This window comes from Lysinibacillus sp. SGAir0095 (assembly GCF_005491425.1).
In the GTDB taxonomy this organism is placed as follows: domain Bacteria; phylum Bacillota; class Bacilli; order Bacillales_A; family Planococcaceae; genus Ureibacillus.
In genome coordinates this window covers 550,257-570,581 of sequence record NZ_CP028083.1, presented here as the reverse complement: position 1 = coordinate 570,581, position 20,325 = coordinate 550,257, and the positions used below count along the sequence as shown (strand labels likewise).

The following is a 20,325-nucleotide window of genomic DNA, read 5'->3' as shown; positions in this document are numbered from 1 at the left end:
ACTCCTACTGAACTAGATCATATATGTATTTTTTACCGCAACTATAATTTTACCATAAATACCCTTTTTATTATCGGAATATTCTGCTTCTAATTCCCTCTTTATCCGGAACACTTACCTTCCATTAATATTGGGAATTTTCCTATTATCAGTTGTAATCAAATGAAAACGGTTAACAATAAAAAAAGGAGTGATTCCATGAATACATTTATTTACTTCTTTCTTGCTTTTGGATATCTTTGTCTTTTAATATGGGGACTAATCCTTTCGAAAAAGAGCGTATTGAATTTAACTAACGTCCTGTTGCTCGTCATAATCGGACTTATTTACGATAACTTCATCATTGCAATAGGGAGGTTTATTGGCGAGGGCAACCTACTTCAAGGGTTAAGTTATGGGCGTTTCTTGCTGCATGCTCTCTTTACCCCGACACTTATTCTTTTTGCTTGGCGTATTTGTTTTAAACTGGGGTTACCGTGGGCGAAGCAAACATACTGGAAAGTCATCTTCAGTTTCCTGACGATCGGGTTGATTCTTTATGAACTTCTAACTTCAGTAATTGGCCTAAAACTAAGGTCTAAAGAAGAACACGGCTTATTAACCTATGAAAGGATAGATTCTGCCAGCCCCGTTATGGTCATCTTTGTCACGCTCGTACTTCTCATTGTGGGCATTATCTTAATGAAAAAATTTCATTTCTCTTGGCTATTTATCGGAACAACGGTTATGATTGTAGGAAGTTTATTAGCCCGATGGATTACGCACATCCCAATAATGAATGGATTAGAATTCTTATTAATCCTCTCATTGCTTTTGACAAGGCAGTTTCAAGTGAGAGAATCCGAAAAATTGAATTAGTTAATCTTCACCTATCGTTTTAGCAGTTGTAAAAAGTAGTCATCTCTATAGTTTGAGATGACTACTTTTACACCGCGTATTTATTTAATATAAAATGAAGAGCCATCAATAACTTCAATATCTTCTCTTTTTTTAATTTCATTCATTAAAGTAAAAAGAGCCTCATCCTTCTTTTTAGCTTCAATCATACAATCAATTTGCGGGACTGTTCCCTTCACTTCTTTTAAAAAATCAAAAAACATCTCTACATCTACATAATCAGAGTGATGACGGAATTCAGCCACACTTTTTGGGCTGGAAATATGCATTTTGATTGGAAGTGGTGAATCTCTCCAAGTGGCTACAACACGATCCCAATTCTCTTCCCAACATTCATTTTGATGATGGGCAAGATGGTGATGATAATCGAACACAAGTGGAATCCCCAATTTTTCACATAAATAGAGCGTATCCTCCAGAGTAAAAGATTTATCATCGTTCTCGAGCATAATCATTTTTTGAATACCGGTTGGAACATCCGCCCAATTATCTATAAAGCTTTCTAATGATTGTTCTGTTTCCTGATACTTTCCGCCAACATGAAGAACACAACGATGAGTCGGGTCAATTTTTAGCCCCTTGAGCAACAAATAGTGCATTTTTAAGGTTTTAATGGAGTTAATGAATACATCTTTTTTGTCAGAATTCAGAACAACAAAATGGTCTGGATGGAAATCGATTCTCATGTTATTTTTTTTAGCATATTCCCCTACTTCACGAAGCTTATCTTTGATCGCACTCATGTAATTCCAATCAAGAAGAGCCTCATGATTAGCTAATGGAATCAACCGAGAAGTTAAGCGATAAAAATGAATCTCATTGAAGAAATTATGCTTAAGAAGCCTGTGTGTATTTTCTAAATTTTTCAGTGTAATCTTTTCTAATTTACGGATTGCCGCTTCCCGATCATCAATTTTTTGAAATTGCGCAAAGGTCATCGTTTGGGATGGCGAAGCATTCTTAAGTTCCATACTCATCGCCACATACCCTAGTCGAATAATTGTCATCTTTCCACCTCAATCTTAGTATGGTGGAAAGCTGTTAGTGGTAACCATTTTCAAAAAAGATCTCATAACTAAAGCGATAATATCCGACTAAGCTTTTCGCCATTAATCAATATTGAACTAATGGACCAATGATGCTCTTAAAGTATTTATGTCGTTTTCCAAATAAGCTTTTAAACAAGTTAATGTATAGACCCAGCCTTCTTTTTGTCCAAGCATTTTGTTCACTATTTCCGAGTCGTTTTCATTAAGACCTACTTCTTTTACTTCTATAACCGTAATCGTAGGCTCCACTTCCTTTAAGGTAATTGTCACAACTGTTTCTCCACCTGATTCGGCTCCCCACGAAAACACGATTTCCTTGTTCTCCTGGACTTCCAAAACATTGATGGTACCTTCTGCATTATATTCATCGTATCTTAATATAATTGCCCTGCCCTGTTCCCATCTTTCAGAACTCGTTGAGAACCAGTAATTTCCTATCTCTTCTGGATCAACGATGGCTTTGAATACCTCTTTGGCAGGCTTACGTATTTGAAGTTTTGTCGTTACGCTAGTATCCATAACAAATCATCTCGCTTTTTAAATAGTATTTTCCCCTTAAACTTTATACTTCAACCTAAACAGAGATAATCCTCCTTAAAATTTCTGCCTTTAGCAAAAGAAAGTATTCGTTCTGTGTTTTCTAAAGAACGGCTTGGGTAAGCTAAGTAAGAAAGGAGCCACAAAAAATGCCAAGAAATTTAATTAATGCTATCAAAGAGCACGCCCTGCCATTCAACGACCAAAGCGTGGACAACCTAATTGAGGCTATTGGAAATGCTCGTATTGTTATGATCGGTGAAGCATCCCACGGAACATCGGAGTTTTACACAATTCGTGCTGAACTTTCCAAAATGCTAATTGAACAAAAGGGCTTTCATGTCATAGCAGTTGAAGGGGATTGGCCCTCTGTTCAGGCGGTAAATCGCTATGTAAAAGGCTATGGAGAAGAAGCTTATTCTGCTAAAGCAGTTCTCATGAAGTCTTTTAATCGTTGGCCGACCTGGATGTGGGCAAATGAAGAAATCGAAGAGTTTACGGAATGGTTAAAGAAGAAAAATGCATCTCTGGATAAAAAGATAGGGTTTTACGGAATTGACCTTTACAGTCTCTACGTATCCATCGATGAGGTATTGAAATTTTTATCAGAAAATCCTCAGTACAAAGTAGACTTGGAACACGCAAAAAAAGCCTTCTCCTGCTTTGAACCATACAACAGGATGCCGGAACACTATGCCCTTTCCACCGCTCACTTTACAGGAGAATGTATCAGCGAAGTATCTAGCTTGTTGAAATCTTTACGGATTAATGAGGAAAATACTCAGACGAGCACGAAGAGGATTTAAATGTCATCATGAATGCTCTTGTAGCCAAAAATGCAGAAGCCTACTACCGAGCAATGATGCAGGATGCAAAATCCTGGAATACACGTGATTCACACATGGTCGAAGCGATCAATGAATTAATGAAGTACCACGGAGACGACGAAAAAATCATCATTTGGGAGCATAACACACATATTGGGGATGCATCGGAAACGGATATGAGGGATGATCACTTAATCAACGTCGGCCAACTCATGAGAGAGCAATATGGCAAGGAAAATACCTTTGCTATAGGCTTCGGTACATACCAAGGCACTGTCATTGCTGCAGATAGCTGGGGAGATCCTCTAGAGATAATTGAAGTTCCACCATCGAAGCTAAGCACATGGGAAGGACAGCTTCATGCCGCTGGTACTGAAGATAAAGTTTTGCTATTTAACGCTGAAAATCGGGAAAATTTCAACGATTGGCTTGGTCATCGCGCAATTGGTGTTGTCTATCATCCCGAATTTGAGGCTTATGGAAATTACGTTCCCTCCAGAGTCGGCAGCCGTTATGATGCCTTCATCTACATCGATCAAACGAATGCTTTAAAACCATTAAAGGAGTAAGCTGTGCGTTTTTTTCGTACGGCTTACTTTGTAGGAATTGAATTTTAACTTTCTACGAATATAAAATCAACTATTAGTTCAATAATTTTACCAATTCAATTTCATCTCGTAGTGGAATCCCATCATTACCGATTAAGGGAATCTCAGGTTTAACTGTTCTCGCTATTTCAACTGCATTATTTATGATTTTTGACAACCTGTATCCTCTTTTTTGATAAAATTTCAACGCTAACAAATTATCATTTGTCGTAACGAGCCTAATAAGTTTTAGCCCTTGTATAAGAGCAAGCGTTTCAACCTCTTTTACAAGTAAAGAACCAATCCCCTTACATTCATCTAGACTATCTAATGAGATAATTTCGCATTCATTATTTTGAGTTATATATGTAATCAAGCCAATAATTTTATCACCTTTTAAAACCGTAAAACCTTCTAACTCGCTACAATCATAAACGCCACTGGAAATCACCATCTGTGGACTTCCCCATTGCAACTCAAAAAAATCAATAATTTTACTTTTTGGCAACTCACGAATCGGTCTTACATCCACTCTATAACACCTCTTTTCCCTTCGACTTTGACTTCACTTTATATAATTGTACAATCATTCTTACCTAATTTGTAATGATTGTACAATTCACCATCAATTTGAATTGTTCCAATTAAACTAAATCCGCACTTTTCAATCACTTTGTTTGAACTTTGATTCTCCATTCGTGCAACTGCATTTAATAGTTCAATGTTCGTTTGGCTAAATAAATAATTTATAAGACCTTTGGCAGCTTTTGTTGCATAGCCTTTATTGTGAAATTGCTCAGATACAGCATACATAATTTCTCTATTTTGGTCAGGTAATTCATCCTTTACACCAGTACAGCACCAACCGATGAATTGACTTGTTTCTTTTAAAATAATGCCTAGTTTTAAATGGTGATTTTCAATTTTCTCCTTATTAGCAACTGTTTTCAAGAATTCATTGTTACTTGGTATTTCATAATTAGCTACCCAATTTAATCTTTGCTCTCTCGATGACTTCCAGTCGGGTAAATACTTAAAAATTTCGGATTGATTGGAAATGGAATAAATATCATCTACATCACTAATCGTAAATTCCCGTAAGTAAATATCACCACAATCTATTGTAAATACGTTTTTTAATTGATGAACAAATGTACTCTGACTTTTTTCAGACAACAGAATACCTCCCTACTCCTTATTTTGACTTTCACGTGTTAAATAAATTCAACAAAAAAGAGCTTTAATCCTTCTTGGATAAAGCCTCTTCGTTAGTTGAATATTTAAGTCAACTTCTATTCTTTTTATAAGCATATGGGGTCAGGTTCATTGATTTTCGGAACTTATCGATGAAGTAGCTTGTGCTATTAAAACCTACTTGATAGGCGACATCTGTTACATTGAAATGAGCCTGCTGCAGTAATAGTAGGCTTTTTTGGATACGATACTCGGTCACGTAATTCAATGGTGACTTGTTTAAAAAACGTTTGAAATACCGGCAGCATTCCGAACGGCTTAGTTGACCTGCCTGTGCAATATCTTCTAAGAGGATTTTTTCAGCATAGTGTTGATGGATCCAATTTAGCATTTGCTTCATTCGTTGATTCTTTAGCATTTCCCTTTCTTTGAACTCCAACTGAATTCCATTTTTAATAAGACTTTTCCACATAAATGTTAATTCTAAATTGACTTCAATTTCATAGAATGGTTGGCTTTGGTGGATGAGCTGTTCAATTCTCCTAATCGATTCCAGAATTCCAATTGCCCAATCAACACTTGGAACTAAGTGTACGTATTGAAGATTTGTCGCTTGAATATATGGAGATACAAATGTCGTATAGAGCTCATGGGAGACAACGAAATTCGGAGAAACATTTAAACAAATGTATACACATCCCGTACTATGCTGATCTTTTGCCATATGTAAGCAGCCACTGTTAATAAATAACCCCTCTCCTTCTTGTACAGAGACGGGTTCTTCATTTATTTGAAAATTAGCTGTACCTTTTACCACGAGGACAAACTGAAATTCATCATGCCAATGAAGTGGTATATAGCCGTTTATATTTTCATTTATTGTTGTTACATAGCATGCCACTGGCAACACAACTGTACGATGCTCCGTCAATTCTTTTAAATTATGATCAACACTAAAATCTTTTATTTGCACAATATCACCTCAATATTCTTATATTTTACAATTCGATTTACGTATTATTTAAACGATATTTCGCTTATCTTAAAGACATTATAATACTATTTTTATATTAAAAGGATGGCGAATCTAAAGATGAATAGAAATAAAGGGATGGTTCTGGTGATTATAGGCGCCGTGTTTTGGGGAATTGGTGGCACTGTTGCACAAAAATTGTTTCAACAGTATGGGGTTGGTGTTGATTGGCTAGTGGCGACACGATTACTTATAGCAGGTGTCTTACTGTTAGCCATTCAAATTATCAGGAAAGACCGTTCGCAAATCCTAGGTGTTTGGAAAGATAGAAGAGCTGCTATACAATTAATCATTTTCGGATTAGTAGGTATGCTTGGTGTCCAGTATACCTATATGGCCTCCATTAAACATGGGAATGCTGCAGTTGCTACACTATTACAATATTTAGCACCTGTGATGATTATCATTTATTTAATTGCCCGCAAACAAAATGTACTTACAAGAGCTGATGTATGGACTGTCTCACTGGCTTTGACGGGTTGCTTCTTCCTATTAACAAACGGCTCTATTTCACAATTCTCTGTGCCACCACTTGCCATTGTGTGGGGGATATTATCTGGAGTAGCCCTAGCCTTTTATACATTGTACGCTATTCCCTTACTAAAGCAATTTGATTCACTGGTCATTGTTGGCTGGGCGATGATTATCGGTGGTTTCGCACTAGGTTTTATCCATCCTCCTTGGCAAATTAACCTTAACAGCTTTACAATAGAAGCTTATTTTTATTTGGTGTTTGTTATTATTTTTGGTACCATGATTGCATTTTGGTTTTATATAGAAAGTCTACAGAGTCTAGCTCCTAAAGAATCAAGTCTTTTAGGAAGCATTGAGCCATTGGCAGCCGTCTTAACAACCGTATTTTGGTTAAAAGTACCCTTTGGCTCTTTCCAATGGATTGGAGCACTCTGTATCTTAACGATGATTGTATTTATGGCTTTAAATAAAGATAAAACTTCGACTGAGCAAGCCTCTTTGAACAGTTAGATGAAAAAATGGGCGATATCCATCTCGGATTATCGCCCTCATCTATAATTCATCGTGTTTGCAATTTTAAGATAGTCATCTAACTGAAAGGTGTAGGTGAAGCTGCTTTTACAGTCGGAAGGAATGTCATTGCAAATGGCATTGCCATTAATATGGCCACTAGTTTCTTCATTTTCATCACCAAGATTATGTTATCCCTCATGATTTAATTTATCCTTGGATTTTACTGCAGTGAATCACTTCTCCACTAAAATAAATTCCGTTTCATACTTTTCCAAGTATTGTTCTAATAAATCATTGATTGTATGCTCAATTTGATAATACTCTAGATCCAGTTCTAGGAATTTCCCTTCTTCTTCTACCTCTATAAACTCATCAACACTGTCAATTCTCGCTCGCTCCATTGTGTTAAATGTGTTCGCTGCCTTTGTGAGAATATGCGCTTGAGCATTTGCCCCAATAGTTTTAAGGGCATCAAGACTTTGTTGAACTAGTTTTGTGCCTCTATTTAAAAAATATTGTAGATGTCCTCCATTTTGCACTTCCGAATCATACCAAAAACAGAGATGTGCAACCTTTTGTATGTCGGTTAAATCTCTATATTCTTCCATCGCAAGTAAATCAATAAACTGATTCCACTTTTCATATGGATTTTCATTTAACATTTCCTTTGTAATTGTCCGTTTTATCATGAGAAAGCTCTCCCATTTCAAATTATGTTGTAATCCTTTATTATAATAACAAAATGCATTAGAGAAACTTTAAAGTTAAGTTTAGATTTCCCTGAAATCAAATTTTCATTTTTAAAATGACGTATGATAAATCATAAACCGTTTATACTATTAAAGATTTCACTTCAAGTCCAGTGACTTAGGAGGGTTAACCCGATGAGTGCGATTGATCGTTTTCTCTAGGAAGAACCATCTAACTGAATAGCTAAGCAGTATTATCTTAGGTCAATCTTAAGGTTAAATGCGAAAGCGAGGCAGCGTGTCGTGGATACTATTATGTAGTGTAATCGGACCCGGAATTTTTTCCGGGTTTTTATTTTTTTCAAAAAATGTGTATGAGTTTTTATAATCTGCTTATACTATTTAAGATTTCACTTCAAGTCCAATGAATTGGGAGGGTTAACCCGATGAGTGTGATGGATTATTTTCTCTAAGGAAATCTAACTGAATCGTGGATCATGTGTAATCAGACCCGGAATTTTTTCCGGGTTTTTATTTTTTTTAAAAATGTGTATAAGTATTTGTAATCCATCCATACTATTAGAGATTTCACTTTAACTCCAATGAATTGGGAGGGTTAACCCGATGAGTGCGAATGATCGTTTTCTCTAAGGAAATCTAAACAAATCGTGGATCATGTGTAATCAGACCCGGAATTTTTTCCGGGTTTTTATTTTTTCAAAAGATGCGTATGAGTTTTTATAATCTGCCTATACTATTTAAGATTTCACTTTAACTCCAATGAATTGGGAGGGTTAACCCGATGAGTGCGAATGATCGTTTTCTCTAAGGAAATCTAAACAAATCGTGGATCATGTGTAATCAGACCCAGAATTTTTTCCGGGTTTTTATTTTTTCAAAAAATGCGTATGAGTTTTTATAATCTGCCTATACTATTTAAGATTTCACTTCAAGTCCAATGAATTGGGAGGGTTAACCCGATGAGTGCGAATGAGCATTTCTCTAAGGATATCTAACTAAATCGTGGATCATGTGTAATCAGACCCGGAATTTTTTCCGGGTCTTTATTTTTTCAAAAAATGTGTATAAGTATTTGTAATCCATCCATACTATTTAAGATTTCACTTCAAGTCCAATGAATTGGGAGGGTTAACCCGATGAGTGCGATTGAGCATTTCTCTAAGGATATCTAAACAAGTCGTGGATCATGTGTAATCAGACCCGGAATTTTTTCCGGGTCTTTATTTTTTCAAAAAATGTGTATAAGTATTTGTAATCCATCCATACTATTTAAGATTTCACTTCAAGTCCAATGAATTGGGAGGGTTAACCCGATGAGTGCGATTGAGCATTTCTCTAAGGATATCTAAACAAGTCGTGGATCATGTGTAATCAGACCCGGAATTTTTTCCGGGTCTTTATTTTTTTTAAAAATGCGTATAAGTATTTGAAATCCATCCATACTATTTAAGATTTCACTTCAAGTCCAATGAATTGGGAGGGTTAACCCGATGAGTGCGAATGAGCGTTTTCTCTAGGAAATCTAAACAAATCGTGGATCATGTGTAATCAGACCCGGAATTTTTCCGGGTTTTTGTTTTTTCAAATTCCTTTATCCTTCAACTCAGGTAATACTCAATCGGCTCCTTGCACTGCATGTGTTCGCTTTTTTGATAATATGGAATCGTTTCATCATTTGGCCATACGATGACAAACTCATACTCGTTTTCGTTAATCCACTCATTGATGGATCTAAGTAATTTACTTCCGAGACCCATATTTCGATATTCGGGAACGGTATAGATATTCGTCATGTAAGCAAATGGATGTGTGATACTACCTGGACGCAGTACTTTTTGTATTAATTCTATGTAAATATGGGCGACTAGTTTACCAGCTTCCTCCACAACCCAAACAAACCATTGGCCACTGGTTAAGGCCTTTTCAAAAAACGAATGATACTCCTTCCGAAACTTTTGAAAGGTACATTTCATTTCACTTTCAGAGTGCTCTTTTATATAATCCCAACTCATCTTGATCAATTGTTCAACGTCTCTTGTTTCACCTAGCCTTATAATCATCTAACTCCTCCTTGTTTTGGAATTAAAATAATCTTTGTTAATATAATTTATTCCACAAAAAAAGAGCAAATCCTTGTTGGAATTGCCCTTTTTATACAATTAATGACAGATTACTTAGTACAAAAACCTATATAGTCTATTTATCAGTACTTACAAAATTCATTCTGGGTCTAAATTTTGGTTTTATTACAGATTACTATCACTTTTGTATTAACTTTTTATCTGAAATATGAAATTGTCCATCTGCTACATTTGCTATGAACTGCTTATCATGTGAGATAAATAATATGGTTCCTTTATAGGACTTGATGAACTTTTCTAATGCTTGGATGGCATGAATGTCCAAGAAATTGGTTGGTTCATCTAATAACAATATGTTATACTCCCCTAAAAACAGCTGACATATCTGAAGACGAATTGCTTCTCCTCCACTTAGCGACTGCACCTTTTTTTGTAGATCCGTTCCAACGAATCTCATGGAATGCAACACACTTCGCAGAAATCCATCTTCGTATGTTGAACTTGTTTGTAGCAATTGTAGAACTGTTTCATCACTAGTAAATTGATAGCTCATTTGCTGGAAGAGCCCTATCTTGGCTTTGGGAGATATGGTCAATCCTGGCCCCTTATCTACAATAGTTTGAAATAAAGTACTTTTCCCGCTACCATTGTTGCCTGTAATGGCGATTTTTTTACCTAGTGGAATTTGGAAGCTTACATCCTCTAACAATACGTTGTCCCCTGCACAAATTGATAATCTATCTGCCATAATCGGAAACTTGTTATGCAATTCAAGCGTACTGGCCTGATGAAAGATTATTGGCCTTTCCTCTTGAACTGCTTCGACTGTATGAAGTTTTTCGACACGATGTTCTATTGCTTTCGCTGCTCGCTGTAACGCTTTTTGACCTGTACCTTTTGATTTTGTTTCAAACATTCGATTTGGTTTAGCTTTTGATTCCTTTTTAGACATCGATGAAGCTTTAGCTATTTTTTCTGCCGTTTTCTTTTTTTCTTCGGCTGCTTTTTCTAGACGATTCTTTTCTTTCAGAAATTGTTCGTGAGCTTGCGTTTGTTGAGTTCGTTCCAGCTGTTTTTGAGCGATATACTCACTATAATTTCCAGCATATACATTCACCTTGCCATCATGAATTTCCCAAATTGTCGTAACTAGTTCGTCTAGTACAGCACGATCATGACTGATTAGCACGAGGGCTCCGTAATAATACCGCAATTCATCCAGTAGATAGGAAATGCCCTCTTGATCCAAATGTGTCGTCGGCTCATCTATTAATAAGCACTCGTAATAATGGGAAAAAACTTGTGCAAGCTTTAGCCTCGTTTGCTCGCCTCCGCTCAAGAAATCTTGCTTCTTTGAAACCTGTAATTTGCCTAGTAATCTAGGATCCGCTTCATTCCCATTTGGTGCTTCTAACTGTTCAAAATATCCATATTCTACATGGCGATTTACCTTGCCTTGAGTGGGCTGAATATGACCTGTAAGAAGCTTTAATAAGGTGCTTTTTCCTACACCGTTTTTTCCAACGATACCAATGCGATCGAATTGATGTACAGCCAATCGGTCAATCTTTAAAATTTCTTTATCTAAATAGTTTATTTCTATATTTTCTAATTCAAAACAAATTTGTTCCATTTTCGCTACCTCCGAAATTTTGTCATTTCGTATCGATAGCTAGAATCTAGAATCGATACGAGCTTCTAAATCAAGCTCGTATCAAAAGAATAATAAGAACATTACAGTTAATCCTCCTCTTTTATTTTTACTCTTAAGAATCTCCAGGCACCAAAAAACCACAGACTGTTCGGCTGTGGTTTAGAGTAAAAGGAGTATGTCCTCTATTTTTAACTGAATGAAAACAAAAAAGAAAGACGCATTATCTACCTTTCTTCAAATAACTTACTATGAAATTGAAGATGATTAAAAAAGGACAGACTAATCCTGTTTACTCTGTTAGACAAACAGAGACTTTGACCATATTCAGTTATTGGTTCAAAGCTAGGAAACGTAGTCTCATAGAATGTGTCATTTTTTAATAATCCTCCTTTAAGTAAAATACAGTTACATTATATATTTCGAATGCAAAAAAAGTCAATAAGGGAGCGGCCAGTTCATCTAGCTGCTCCTTCTTAACTATTCCACTTACAAATAATTGCGAGCTCACCCTGTTCAAGCTCAGCCGAGATGCTGCCGTTCATTTTTTCCATCAGGCTCTTTGCAATTGGCAAGCCTAAGCCTGTTCCATGACCGATTCTTGCTTGGTCTGCTTTATAAAAACGGTCAAACATATATGTTAGATCCCTTTCGCTCAATTGTTCCACAGAGTTACTGATCATTAATTGAACAGATGAAGTAGCTTTTTCAACCCGAATGATCACGTTCCCACTTGAATGTTTAATCGCATTGAGTATCAAGTTTTCGATAACTCTTTTTACCGCAGATAAATCAGCCTTTATCAAAAGATCTTCGTCTGGAATTTCAATCGTTGGTGTTAGGCCTCTTTTATTAAATGCTTCGTAAAATCCTAATAGCACCTCTAGAATAACTTGATTGATTTTAATCGTTTCCAGTTTCATGGGATAATCCGTTTGCTCAATAATGGAGAGTTCGAAAAAGTCTTCGAGTAACGCCTTTAATCGCAATGCCCCATCTTTAATAATTTGAGTATATTCTTTTCTCAAAGAAGGCGTTATTTCCTCCACTTCTAAAAATTGAATATAGCCCAAAATAGAAGTCATGGGTGTCCGAATGTCATGCGAAATATGTGAGATGGCCTGTTTTAGTTCGTTTTCAGTTCTCCGCTTATCCGCAGTTGCCTTTTTTGTTAGATTAATCTGATTGTTAATCTCTTCCACCAGCTTCTCAATATCTTTATCGAAAAAACGAATGTCTAACTTCTTCTCTGTTAAATTTTGATTGAGTTCATGTAGCTGCTTGGTTGCTCTCTTTATTTCCCTTTTTAAATAAAAGTGGCGAGTAAGTAGATACACTAAAATAACAATCAGTCCGATTCCTACATATAGCATCTACATTACCCACCTACTCTCTACTTAATTTCTTTGCTTTTATATAGAAGACTTCCCAATACACCAAATAGGATAAATGTTAGAATTGGCACTATTATATAGGTTAACACAACGTCACCACTCCATTGAGGGATTTGATCAATCACTAAGATGGATGGCTGTGTGATGAATATAGAATGGGAAATAATCGATTCCAAAAACGAAACTTTTGAACTGAGATACTCCAATAAGGAAGGAATCAATGCAATGAATAAAAGCTGGAATGCAATTGACTTCCCACTATCAGTAAAAATAGTTGAGAAAAATGACATAACTGAAGCATACGCGACTGCATACAGTGCAATTAAACCAATCGCTTTTAAGTAAAATGACCAGTCCGGCATTACCTCAGGCCCTATATAAATGACACTTGCCCCTATCATGAATATAGGTAATATTAGCATGATGATGGCAGAACCAATTGAGAATACTGTCAGTTTTGCAAAATACAAACGAACCCTACTATTCCCTGATGAAACAACGCTTTTCATCGTGCCCATTGAATATTCACTGGATATAAAGAACCCTGCTAAAATTGCCGGGAATAGTCTTACAATATCCGTGTTAATGGATAAAATATATCCGCGATAAAAATCATTTCCAGAAGATCCTTCACTATTTGTCAAAAGTAGCGGATAAAAAACGGCCACACCAAATAGAATTAGTAGCAATACCCAAAATGATCGATCTTTTCTTAATTTATACCATTCTGTTTTCAACAGATTACCCATGGTGAACACCCCCGATGCGTTTCGTAAAGTAGCTTTCCAGATCTTCACCCATCGGCATAAATTGTTCAATCACTAAGCCTTCATTTGTCAGTAGCTGTGAAACTTTACCTGGTACGTCCACAAATCCAAATAATTTTATAACGCCATTGTGCATGACTTCAAAATTATTTGTTGCGAGCTTACTTTCAATTATACTTGCACATTTTTGCGGATTATCCACTTTAATGTGGAGATAGTGCTGGGTTTTTTCATTTAGTTCCTTTGCTGTTAACTGTTCGAGCAACTCACCATTATGAATAATTCCGTAATGCGTAGCTAATAAGTGCAGTTCACTTAAAATATGGCTTGAAATCAAAATCGTAATGCCATACTCCTGGTTCAACTTCTTCAATAATTCACGAATTTCCACTACACCCATTGGATCTAGCCCATTAATAGGCTCATCCAATATCAAAAATTCAGGTTCTCCTAATAGGGCAATCGCAAGGCCGAGACGCTGCTTCATTCCTAAAGAAAAATTCTTTGTTTTCTTTTTCCCTGTATCTTCTAAACCTACTAGAGTTAATGTTTTTTTAATACATTCTTTCCCCGGGATTCCTTTTAACAGTCTATGAGCTTCTAAATTTTCAGCTGCTGTCATATTCGGGTAAAGGGCTGGACCTTCAATAATGGTTCCAATTCGTTTTCTTGCTTCATTGAGCTCCCGTTCATGGCTCTCTCCAAATAACTCGAACGTCCCAGCTGTTGGAAAGGCAAGGCCTGCAACAAGGCGAATTAAAGTTGATTTTCCGGCACCATTTTGTCCAATAAACCCATAAATCGAACCCTTTTTAATCGCTAAATCTACTTGATTTAACGCCATTTTATTTTGATATTTCTTTGATAACTGATTGGTTCTAAGAACATACTCATTCATGGTTTTCCTCCGATATAGTAATTTTAGACTTTACCTAAAAGATGTTTTTGTGTTTTTCCTGATTACACTTTTTACTATAAGGAGGAAACCATAAGAAAGACTTAAGTCAATACTTAAGAAAACCTTAAGTTTTTAGTCGGTACCCCATTCCCCAAATCGTTTCGATATACTCCTCACGTGGATTGACTTTCCCGAGCTTGCTCCGTATGTTACTCATATGGACATTTACTGTATTATCATCGCCATGGAAAGTCTCTTTCCAAACACTCTCGAACAAATTGGCTTTGGTGAATACCTTTTTAGGGGACGACAATAAAAGATATAAAATCTCGTATTCAAGTGCCGTTAATTTAATTTCCTTATGATTTATGGATACAGTTTTCGACTCTGTATCCATCATCAGATCTTTGTGCTGCAGTTGCTGGGTTGCTGGTACATTCGCCTTAGGTTGATAGCGTCGTAAGCAAGAATCGATTCTCGCCGACACCTCTTCAATATCGAAAGGTTTTGTTATATAGTCATCCGCCCCCGCCCTTAATGCCTCGATTTTCGTTTGTGTTTCTAGCTTTGCAGAGATCATAATGATTGGCACATCACTCTCTTTTCTAACCCACTTTAGAATTTCTTCGCCAGACAAACCTGGAAGCATTAAATCCAGCAGAACCATATCCCATGTCTGACTTTCTAAATAAATGCTCGCCTCTGTCCCAGAGTATGCCGCTTTCACACCGTAACCGCTTTGACTCACGATATTGCACAGCAGTCGATTAATATCCTCATCATCTTCAATTACTAAAATATTTATGGATTTGTTCATCTTCTTCATCCTCACTATTGTTATCAATATCATTTATTGATATTAGGGGTTGTGTCAAGGGATGGGTACCAGTGGAGAGCTGGTCGGTTTCGTCTGGGGTTAACTTATTTTCTTGTAGCTATGGCTAGATTAGTAGTTAGTGTTCAAAGTATTCCAGGAACTTTTTCACTAATCTGGATTGACTACGATTTTTCGAGTAAATCCCTCCATAGAGGAGATTAAAATTAAGTGGATAACCGGTTAGCGGAATCGAAATGATTCGTCCACTTTCCAAATAAGGATCATCTATTAGCATCAAACTAGAAAATAAACTAATCCCTATCCCCTCTGAAACAGATTTTTTTATGACCTCCGAGTTTGTTGATTTAAAAATAACATTTAAAGGTCCATAGTTTTTCTCAAAATCTTCAATTAGGCTATTATAAAAATTTTTTCCGTAGATAACAAAAGGATCGTCTTTGATATCCATTAACTGTAGTTCTTTATTAAAAGCTAAGGGAGAGTCTTTTGGCACTATAACATGAAATGTGCCTTGAGAATGGAGTGAGTGAAAGGTGATTTGTTCAGGAAATCGATCCCCAACTGAATTAAATAAAGTGATTAATCCTAAATCGACTTTATTTTCTTTAACTTCCTCAATTACCTCTTTATTTTCCAATTCAATAATCGTCACTTTAATTTGAGGAAAATCCTTTGAAAATGCATTGGAGTAATTTTGTCGAAGTGAAAGCATTGCCAATTGCATTACTGGCATTTTTACTTGCCTTTTCTTATAGCTCGTTATCTGGATTTTTAGCTTCTTTTACTGCTGAAATCAATCAGACTCAAGTAGCAAGCTTATTTTTTGTTGTATTTGCCATGATGATCGTTGTGTTTCGGCCAATCGTCGGGAAAGCTTTCGATAAGTATAAAGAGCATTATTTGTATTATCCGGCTATTTTAATGTTTGCAGCTGGTCTAATTCTACTAAGCCAGGCACATTCCGGAAAAATGGTTTTGTTCTCCGGCTTAATAATGGGGATTGGCTACGGGGCACTCTTTTCATGTTTTCAGGCACTTACTGTTAAGCTTTCCCCTATCCATCGACGAGGCATTGCAACAGCGACATTCCTTTTATTTTTTGACATGGGCTATGGCATCGGTTCGTATTTCATGGGACTAATCGCTTCCTTCGTTAATTACAGCATGATGTATGAAGTGGCAGGAATTATTACTTTACTTTCGGTCATTCTGTACTATGTGTTCCATCATCGACCACAAGCTAAGCAGTCAAACCAAAATCAAGGAGCCAAGTTAATCTAATGGTTGTCTTGTGAACGACCCTCTTACTGAGAGATAAAGATTAATAAATAAACAAAAGCCTGTTACTGATCAGCAATCTTCGCTAAGAGTAACAGGCTTTTTTCATTTCTAAAACATTATATAGACGAGACATTATTATGCAAGCTCAACAAGCTGCAATGATTGCATCTATGGTGGCTGTTACAGTTGCATCTGATGGTCATTCCGATTGAAACCCATTTAAAAAGCATCGAACAGTGGTATGCCAATGTTCGATGCTTTTTGTAGCCTATATTCAAATGATTTAAACTTCAAAATACAAATGCTTATGAAGGCTACATCCTGGATTGAATGAGCTCATGCAGGATGGACAAGAAGAGTTGCAGGATAGGTATTCATTGATAGTTAGTTCATACCCACAGTGGCCACATAATATGCCCTTTTGATGAAATTGATCTTTAGGCCAAACTTGTGGAGAATTGCAGCCGTGCTCTTTGTGACAGAAAAAGCAAGGATAATAAGTATTGCAACAGTAAAATTTTATGGCAATTCGATCGATTTCTGAATGATAATGCCCACAACGCGTTTCCTTGTCGACTTCCTTCCCCTTAACTTGGTGGCCATGAATAAGCATTGTATTCTCTCCTTGCTTAACCATTATTTCTTAATTTTTTGTACAATTGGCTTTAGTCTATAACCAAAAATCCCTGCAAAAACAGCTAGAATGATATCTTTTGGTAAAGGCACAACCATCCATGTCCAAGCCATTTGATATGTAAAGCCTGGTGGTGCATCAAACCAGAACTTATATGCTGCGTACATCCAATTCGTACCGATTAAATAGTTAATAGCAGTTCCGACCAATGCAGCTGTTACAAAACCTTTTGTCGTTGGAAATTTCCGAATGATTTCACCCACAACGTAGGCTACGAGAATATATGAAACTATAAAACCAAAAGTCGGTGTAATGAGCGAATCGATACCACCTGAAAATCTAGCAAAAACCGGTAAACCTGCTAGTCCGACAAAAGCATAAAACAGCATAGCAATTGCTCCATTACGACTACCTAATAAAAGTCCAGCTAGAACGGCAAAGAAAGTCTGAAGTGTGATTGGTACCCCACCGATAATGAGGAATGAAGAAATGTTGGCACCGATCATCATCAATACGGAAAACATTGCTATTTGCACCATTTGTAAAGTGCGTGAATGATTTGTTGTTTTTGCGATAGTAGTAGTCATGATATACCTCCAAAATCCAATATTAGGAATAGTATATTTAAAACTGTTAAATACGTCAACCTAATTTTAAATTAAGTTAACACAAAAACTCTACAATATCCTTTTAGACCATTTCAACATATTATGTTTAGAAATATTCTATTAAGGAGTGTAGATATATGGGATTTTTCCAACCTGAGGGAACAATGGCTCCTCAATTCCCTCCACCACCTTATGTACCACCAAAGCCTTCCGTATCTTATATCATTGACTGTGTATATCAAAACACTTATGTATGGCTTATAAATGGAGACCAATTCTGGTTTTACCCCACACGTGTAGAATATGGTGAAGTATCCGGCTATCGATGGAATGGTGCCTTCTGGCAATTCTATGGGATTGATCCCAGATTTATAGAAGCTGTTGCCTGCCCACCTATTCCTACATTATACTAAAATCCTAATTTGCCTTGTCTTAAAACTCGTTCAATTGATGGCGAGTTTTTTAAATTTTTTTTTTCTAAAACACGAAAGTATTATGTTACCTAATTTACACAATAACTCCACATAAACAAAGAGCTCAACTCCCCTCCGGAATTAAGCTCTTTGTTTATGTAAACCTTAAATTCAATAATGCTCTACTCACAAGCAGAACTTTCAGCTCAAGTAGCAATTGAATGACAGCTCGCTATTTCTCCCAAAGCTCAACAAGTCGACCTTCTGGATCTTCAATCCAAATGAACTTTCCATATTCACTCATCTCTTTTTCCTTTACTAGTGGCACACCAATCTGTTCAAGATGCTCCATCATCTCGTTTAGATTATCTACTTGGAAATTTAACATCACTTGTTGTTCTGTTGGAAAATAACTGTCATCCTCGGTAAAGAAAGAAAAAATTGTTTCATTTCCTGTTTGAGGCTTTATCACAGTTCCATTCCAATTTTCTATTTCCATCTTCAATACATCACTGTACCATTTTTTCACAACTTCGATATTCTTAGTTCTCCAAAATACGCCTCCGAAACCTTTGATCATCTTTTCTACCTCCTGTCTGTTTTCAATATAATTTCAACTAACACTAAGACCATTTTTATTTACCTAACCAGTTTGGTCTAAGGAATTTTTAATATGCAATTCCTACACGTCTGTTTAAATATTCACTACTATTTATTTGGCTTAATGCAAATTCAGCTGTATCTGGCACTGAAATCTTACTGCCGCCCTCCGGCAAAAAATTACTCTCCGTTCGATAGGTACCGAACCTTTCCCCATCCGGCAGATAGGTAGGACAGACAATCGTCCATTCGAGATTTGATTGTTTTAGTATATCGTAGGCTTTATGATGTTCTTCGGCTGCACGGACTGACTTACGCTTTGATTCACTTGACTGATAGCGTAATAAATCAGGCGTCACTCTACTTTGCAAAATCCCAGCAGTTCCTATAGTGATTATTCGGTTTATCCCTTCATTTTTCATTGCATCGATAATCAACGGCATACTTTCTGACATTGTGGTTGCCCCATCTGTATTGAGGGCACTAATCACGACATCCATTCCATACATTGCACGAACGATATCCTCTTTAATTAGAACATCTCCTTGAATAATCGTTAAATTTTCGTTCTTTAATTGAACCTTTTCTGGAGTTCGAACTAAAACAGTGACATGATGACTGTCATCAAGAGCATACATGACGATTTGAGTGCCCACTCTTCCAGTTCCTCCTAAAACTAAAATATTCACAAATGAACCTCCATTCCTGGTACATATTTATTTTCACAACTTAATTATTTTGGTAACAAGTACCTGAATTTTTTATTGATTTTCAGCCAAAATAGTAAGGCACTGTACAAATTTTCTTAAAAAGAAGGTGAAGTTGATGAAGATATCTATGAATAAAATTTTACCCATTTTCGCTTCAGTTGGAGTAGGTATTGCTGCTTATCAAATGTTAAGTGGAAATGGCGGAAAATCCAAAAATATGATGCCACTTGCCTCTAACATGCTGGGAATCGGAACTGGGATGCAAGGACAGAATCAACAACAGTGAAAAATCATTAACATTTAGCAAAAAAAGAGGGCATTTTCTAATAAAGTATTCTCTTCAAATGGACAATTAATCCCCTTACTATGTCAGAGATACGGTTAGGGCCTTTTTGGATTTCTTAATGCCGCAACCAATCAATAGTGGTGACCTAATCACGTGTTTAATATAGATCACTTTAAATAGCTGCCACTACTTAAGTGGTTATTGACTAACCCACTTCGTCAATTGAAGTACAAAACATCCAATATCCAGGCACATTTTCTTTTAAAGAAATGTGCCTTTAAATTATATCAATTAGCCTCTACCTTATTGGCTAACATCCCACCGTAGCTCTTTTCCTCAGTCT

The 20,325-nt window shown here is 36.4% G+C and carries 24 protein-coding genes and 1 pseudogene; 6 read left to right on the top strand and 19 right to left on the bottom strand.

Going from position 1 to position 20,325, the window contains the following annotated elements:
• Positions 1-198: 198 nt before the first annotated feature.
• Positions 199-858 (top strand): hypothetical protein, encoded by a 660-nt coding sequence (locus C1N55_RS02815; RefSeq protein ID WP_137727391.1) that lies wholly within the window; start codon positions 199-201, stop codon positions 856-858.
• 80 nt (positions 859-938) lie between these two features.
• Here the strand turns inward: C1N55_RS02815 and uvsE are convergent, their stop codons facing one another.
• Together uvsE and C1N55_RS02805 are read right to left on the bottom strand one after the other, a co-directional pair.
• Complete coding sequence (gene uvsE / locus C1N55_RS02810; protein ID WP_137727390.1) at positions 939-1,904, bottom strand: UV DNA damage repair endonuclease UvsE; 966 nt, start codon at positions 1,902-1,904, stop codon at positions 939-941.
• A gap of 117 nt (positions 1,905-2,021) precedes the next feature.
• Entirely contained in the window at positions 2,022-2,465 is a 444-nt protein-coding gene (locus C1N55_RS02805) for an SRPBCC family protein (RefSeq protein WP_137727389.1), read from the bottom strand.
• Between the two features lie 167 nt (positions 2,466-2,632).
• Between C1N55_RS02805 and C1N55_RS02800 the strand changes: the two are divergent.
• A pseudogene (locus C1N55_RS02800) lies at positions 2,633-3,879 on the top strand (erythromycin esterase family protein).
• Positions 3,880-3,952: 73 nt separating this feature from the next.
• Here C1N55_RS02800 and C1N55_RS02795 read toward each other — a convergent pair.
• The 3 genes from C1N55_RS02795 to C1N55_RS02785 all read right to left on the bottom strand — a co-directional run bounded on the left by C1N55_RS02795 (position 3,953) and on the right by C1N55_RS02785 (position 6,064).
• Entirely contained in the window at positions 3,953-4,429 is a 477-nt protein-coding gene (locus C1N55_RS02795; protein WP_137727388.1) for a GNAT family N-acetyltransferase, read from the bottom strand.
• 38 nt (positions 4,430-4,467) lie between these two features.
• Positions 4,468-5,073, bottom strand: a complete 606-nt coding sequence (locus C1N55_RS02790; RefSeq protein ID WP_137727387.1) for a GNAT family N-acetyltransferase — start codon at positions 5,071-5,073, stop codon at positions 4,468-4,470.
• A 109-nt stretch (positions 5,074-5,182) separates the two neighbouring features.
• Positions 5,183-6,064 (bottom strand): AraC family transcriptional regulator, encoded by an 882-nt coding sequence (locus C1N55_RS02785; protein WP_137727386.1) that lies wholly within the window; start codon positions 6,062-6,064, stop codon positions 5,183-5,185.
• 120 nt (positions 6,065-6,184) lie between these two features.
• Between C1N55_RS02785 and C1N55_RS02780 the strand changes: the two genes are divergently transcribed.
• Positions 6,185-7,108 (top strand): EamA family transporter, encoded by a 924-nt coding sequence (locus tag C1N55_RS02780; RefSeq protein ID WP_137727385.1) that lies wholly within the window; start codon positions 6,185-6,187, stop codon positions 7,106-7,108.
• Between the two features lie 79 nt (positions 7,109-7,187).
• On the opposite strand, the gene C1N55_RS20850 is transcribed toward C1N55_RS02780, so the two are convergent.
• From C1N55_RS20850 to C1N55_RS02735, 10 genes are all read right to left on the bottom strand, one after another.
• The gene (locus tag C1N55_RS20850) at positions 7,188-7,310 is read right to left on the bottom strand and encodes a hypothetical protein (protein ID WP_255502442.1); all 123 of its coding nucleotides are present in this window, start codon (positions 7,308-7,310) and stop codon (positions 7,188-7,190) included.
• A gap of 34 nt (positions 7,311-7,344) precedes the next feature.
• The gene (locus C1N55_RS02775) at positions 7,345-7,800 is read right to left on the bottom strand and encodes a DMP19 family protein (RefSeq protein ID WP_137727384.1); all 456 of its coding nucleotides are present in this window, start codon (positions 7,798-7,800) and stop codon (positions 7,345-7,347) included.
• Positions 7,801-9,419: 1,619 nt separating this feature from the next.
• The gene (locus tag C1N55_RS02770) at positions 9,420-9,881 is read right to left on the bottom strand and encodes a GNAT family N-acetyltransferase (protein WP_137727383.1); all 462 of its coding nucleotides are present in this window, start codon (positions 9,879-9,881) and stop codon (positions 9,420-9,422) included.
• A 199-nt stretch (positions 9,882-10,080) separates the two neighbouring features.
• A complete protein-coding gene (locus tag C1N55_RS02765) occupies positions 10,081-11,535 on the bottom strand; it encodes an Msr family ABC-F type ribosomal protection protein (RefSeq protein ID WP_137727382.1) in 1,455 nt (484 codons plus the stop codon).
• 349 nt (positions 11,536-11,884) lie between these two features.
• Positions 11,885-11,929: an erythromycin resistance leader peptide gene (locus C1N55_RS20970; RefSeq protein ID WP_107931997.1), complete on the bottom strand. Its 45-nt coding sequence runs from the start codon at positions 11,927-11,929 to the stop codon at positions 11,885-11,887.
• A gap of 100 nt (positions 11,930-12,029) precedes the next feature.
• Positions 12,030-12,926, bottom strand: coding sequence for a sensor histidine kinase (locus C1N55_RS02755; protein ID WP_137727381.1), 897 nt, complete (start codon positions 12,924-12,926; stop codon positions 12,030-12,032).
• Between the two features lie 20 nt (positions 12,927-12,946).
• Positions 12,947-13,696: an ABC transporter permease gene (locus tag C1N55_RS02750; RefSeq protein WP_137727380.1), complete on the bottom strand. Its 750-nt coding sequence runs from the start codon at positions 13,694-13,696 to the stop codon at positions 12,947-12,949.
• Positions 13,689-14,612 (bottom strand): ATP-binding cassette domain-containing protein, encoded by a 924-nt coding sequence (locus tag C1N55_RS02745; protein ID WP_137727379.1) that lies wholly within the window; start codon positions 14,610-14,612, stop codon positions 13,689-13,691. Before C1N55_RS02745 ends, C1N55_RS02750 begins: the two co-directional genes overlap by 8 nt.
• A gap of 124 nt (positions 14,613-14,736) precedes the next feature.
• Positions 14,737-15,429 carry a response regulator transcription factor gene (locus C1N55_RS02740; RefSeq protein WP_137727378.1) on the bottom strand — a complete coding sequence of 231 codons (693 nt, stop codon included), beginning with the start codon at positions 15,427-15,429 and terminating at the stop codon, positions 14,737-14,739.
• Between the two features lie 136 nt (positions 15,430-15,565).
• Positions 15,566-16,183: a LysR family transcriptional regulator substrate-binding protein gene (locus C1N55_RS02735; RefSeq protein WP_137727377.1), complete on the bottom strand. Its 618-nt coding sequence runs from the start codon at positions 16,181-16,183 to the stop codon at positions 15,566-15,568.
• Between C1N55_RS02735 and C1N55_RS02730 the strand changes: the two genes are divergently transcribed.
• Positions 16,153-16,731, top strand: a complete 579-nt coding sequence (locus C1N55_RS02730) for an MFS transporter (RefSeq protein WP_168193789.1) — start codon at positions 16,153-16,155, stop codon at positions 16,729-16,731. The two genes, C1N55_RS02735 and C1N55_RS02730, sit on opposite strands and share 31 nt — an antisense overlap.
• A gap of 283 nt (positions 16,732-17,014) precedes the next feature.
• Here C1N55_RS02730 and C1N55_RS02725 read toward each other — a convergent pair whose 3' ends face one another.
• Positions 17,015-17,344: a CHY zinc finger protein gene (locus tag C1N55_RS02725; RefSeq protein ID WP_137727375.1), complete on the bottom strand. Its 330-nt coding sequence runs from the start codon at positions 17,342-17,344 to the stop codon at positions 17,015-17,017.
• A gap of 23 nt (positions 17,345-17,367) precedes the next feature.
• Positions 17,368-17,952, bottom strand: a complete 585-nt coding sequence (locus tag C1N55_RS02720; protein ID WP_137727374.1) for a biotin transporter BioY — start codon at positions 17,950-17,952, stop codon at positions 17,368-17,370.
• A 158-nt stretch (positions 17,953-18,110) separates the two neighbouring features.
• Here C1N55_RS02720 and C1N55_RS02715 point away from each other — a divergent pair, with 158 nt between their 5' ends.
• On the top strand, positions 18,111-18,386 hold the full coding sequence (locus C1N55_RS02715) for a transporter (protein ID WP_137727373.1): 276 nt from the start codon (positions 18,111-18,113) through the stop codon (positions 18,384-18,386).
• A gap of 232 nt (positions 18,387-18,618) precedes the next feature.
• Here C1N55_RS02715 and C1N55_RS02710 read toward each other — a convergent pair whose 3' ends face one another.
• A complete protein-coding gene (locus C1N55_RS02710; protein ID WP_137727372.1) occupies positions 18,619-18,966 on the bottom strand; it encodes a VOC family protein in 348 nt (115 codons plus the stop codon).
• A gap of 88 nt (positions 18,967-19,054) precedes the next feature.
• Complete coding sequence (locus C1N55_RS02705) at positions 19,055-19,675, bottom strand: NAD(P)-dependent oxidoreductase (RefSeq protein ID WP_137727371.1); 621 nt, start codon at positions 19,673-19,675, stop codon at positions 19,055-19,057.
• A gap of 136 nt (positions 19,676-19,811) precedes the next feature.
• On the opposite strand from C1N55_RS02705, the gene C1N55_RS20445 reads away from it, so the two are divergent.
• A complete protein-coding gene (locus C1N55_RS20445) occupies positions 19,812-19,982 on the top strand; it encodes a hypothetical protein (protein ID WP_168193788.1) in 171 nt (56 codons plus the stop codon).
• Positions 19,983-20,325 lie beyond the last annotated feature (343 nt).

Bases quoted from the DNA above. Each gene is read 5' to 3' on its own strand.
- C1N55_RS02815 (WP_137727391.1), top strand. From the start codon at position 199: ATGAATACATTTATTTACTTCTTTCTTGCTTTTGGATATCTTTGTCTT.
- uvsE (WP_137727390.1), bottom strand. From the start codon at position 1,904: ATGACAATTATTCGACTAGGGTATGTGGCGATGAGTATGGAACTTAAG.
- C1N55_RS02805 (WP_137727389.1), bottom strand. From the start codon at position 2,465: ATGGATACTAGCGTAACGACAAAACTTCAAATACGTAAGCCTGCCAAA.
- C1N55_RS02780 (WP_137727385.1), top strand. From the start codon at position 6,185: ATGAATAGAAATAAAGGGATGGTTCTGGTGATTATAGGCGCCGTGTTT.
- C1N55_RS20850 (WP_255502442.1), bottom strand. From the start codon at position 7,310: ATGAGGGATAACATAATCTTGGTGATGAAAATGAAGAAACTAGTGGCC.
- C1N55_RS02775 (WP_137727384.1), bottom strand. From the start codon at position 7,800: ATGATAAAACGGACAATTACAAAGGAAATGTTAAATGAAAATCCATAT.
- C1N55_RS02770 (WP_137727383.1), bottom strand. From the start codon at position 9,881: ATGATTATAAGGCTAGGTGAAACAAGAGACGTTGAACAATTGATCAAG.
- C1N55_RS02765 (WP_137727382.1), bottom strand. From the start codon at position 11,535: ATGGAACAAATTTGTTTTGAATTAGAAAATATAGAAATAAACTATTTA.
- C1N55_RS02755 (WP_137727381.1), bottom strand. From the start codon at position 12,926: ATGCTATATGTAGGAATCGGACTGATTGTTATTTTAGTGTATCTACTT.
- C1N55_RS02750 (WP_137727380.1), bottom strand. From the start codon at position 13,696: ATGGGTAATCTGTTGAAAACAGAATGGTATAAATTAAGAAAAGATCGA.
- C1N55_RS02745 (WP_137727379.1), bottom strand. From the start codon at position 14,612: ATGAATGAGTATGTTCTTAGAACCAATCAGTTATCAAAGAAATATCAA.
- C1N55_RS02740 (WP_137727378.1), bottom strand. From the start codon at position 15,429: ATGAACAAATCCATAAATATTTTAGTAATTGAAGATGATGAGGATATT.
- C1N55_RS02735 (WP_137727377.1), bottom strand. From the start codon at position 16,183: ATGCCAGTAATGCAATTGGCAATGCTTTCACTTCGACAAAATTACTCC.
- C1N55_RS02725 (WP_137727375.1), bottom strand. From the start codon at position 17,344: ATGCTTATTCATGGCCACCAAGTTAAGGGGAAGGAAGTCGACAAGGAA.
- C1N55_RS02720 (WP_137727374.1), bottom strand. From the start codon at position 17,952: ATGACTACTACTATCGCAAAAACAACAAATCATTCACGCACTTTACAA.
- C1N55_RS02715 (WP_137727373.1), top strand. From the start codon at position 18,111: ATGGGATTTTTCCAACCTGAGGGAACAATGGCTCCTCAATTCCCTCCA.
- C1N55_RS02710 (WP_137727372.1), bottom strand. From the start codon at position 18,966: ATGATCAAAGGTTTCGGAGGCGTATTTTGGAGAACTAAGAATATCGAA.
- C1N55_RS20445 (WP_168193788.1), top strand. From the start codon at position 19,812: ATGAAGATATCTATGAATAAAATTTTACCCATTTTCGCTTCAGTTGGA.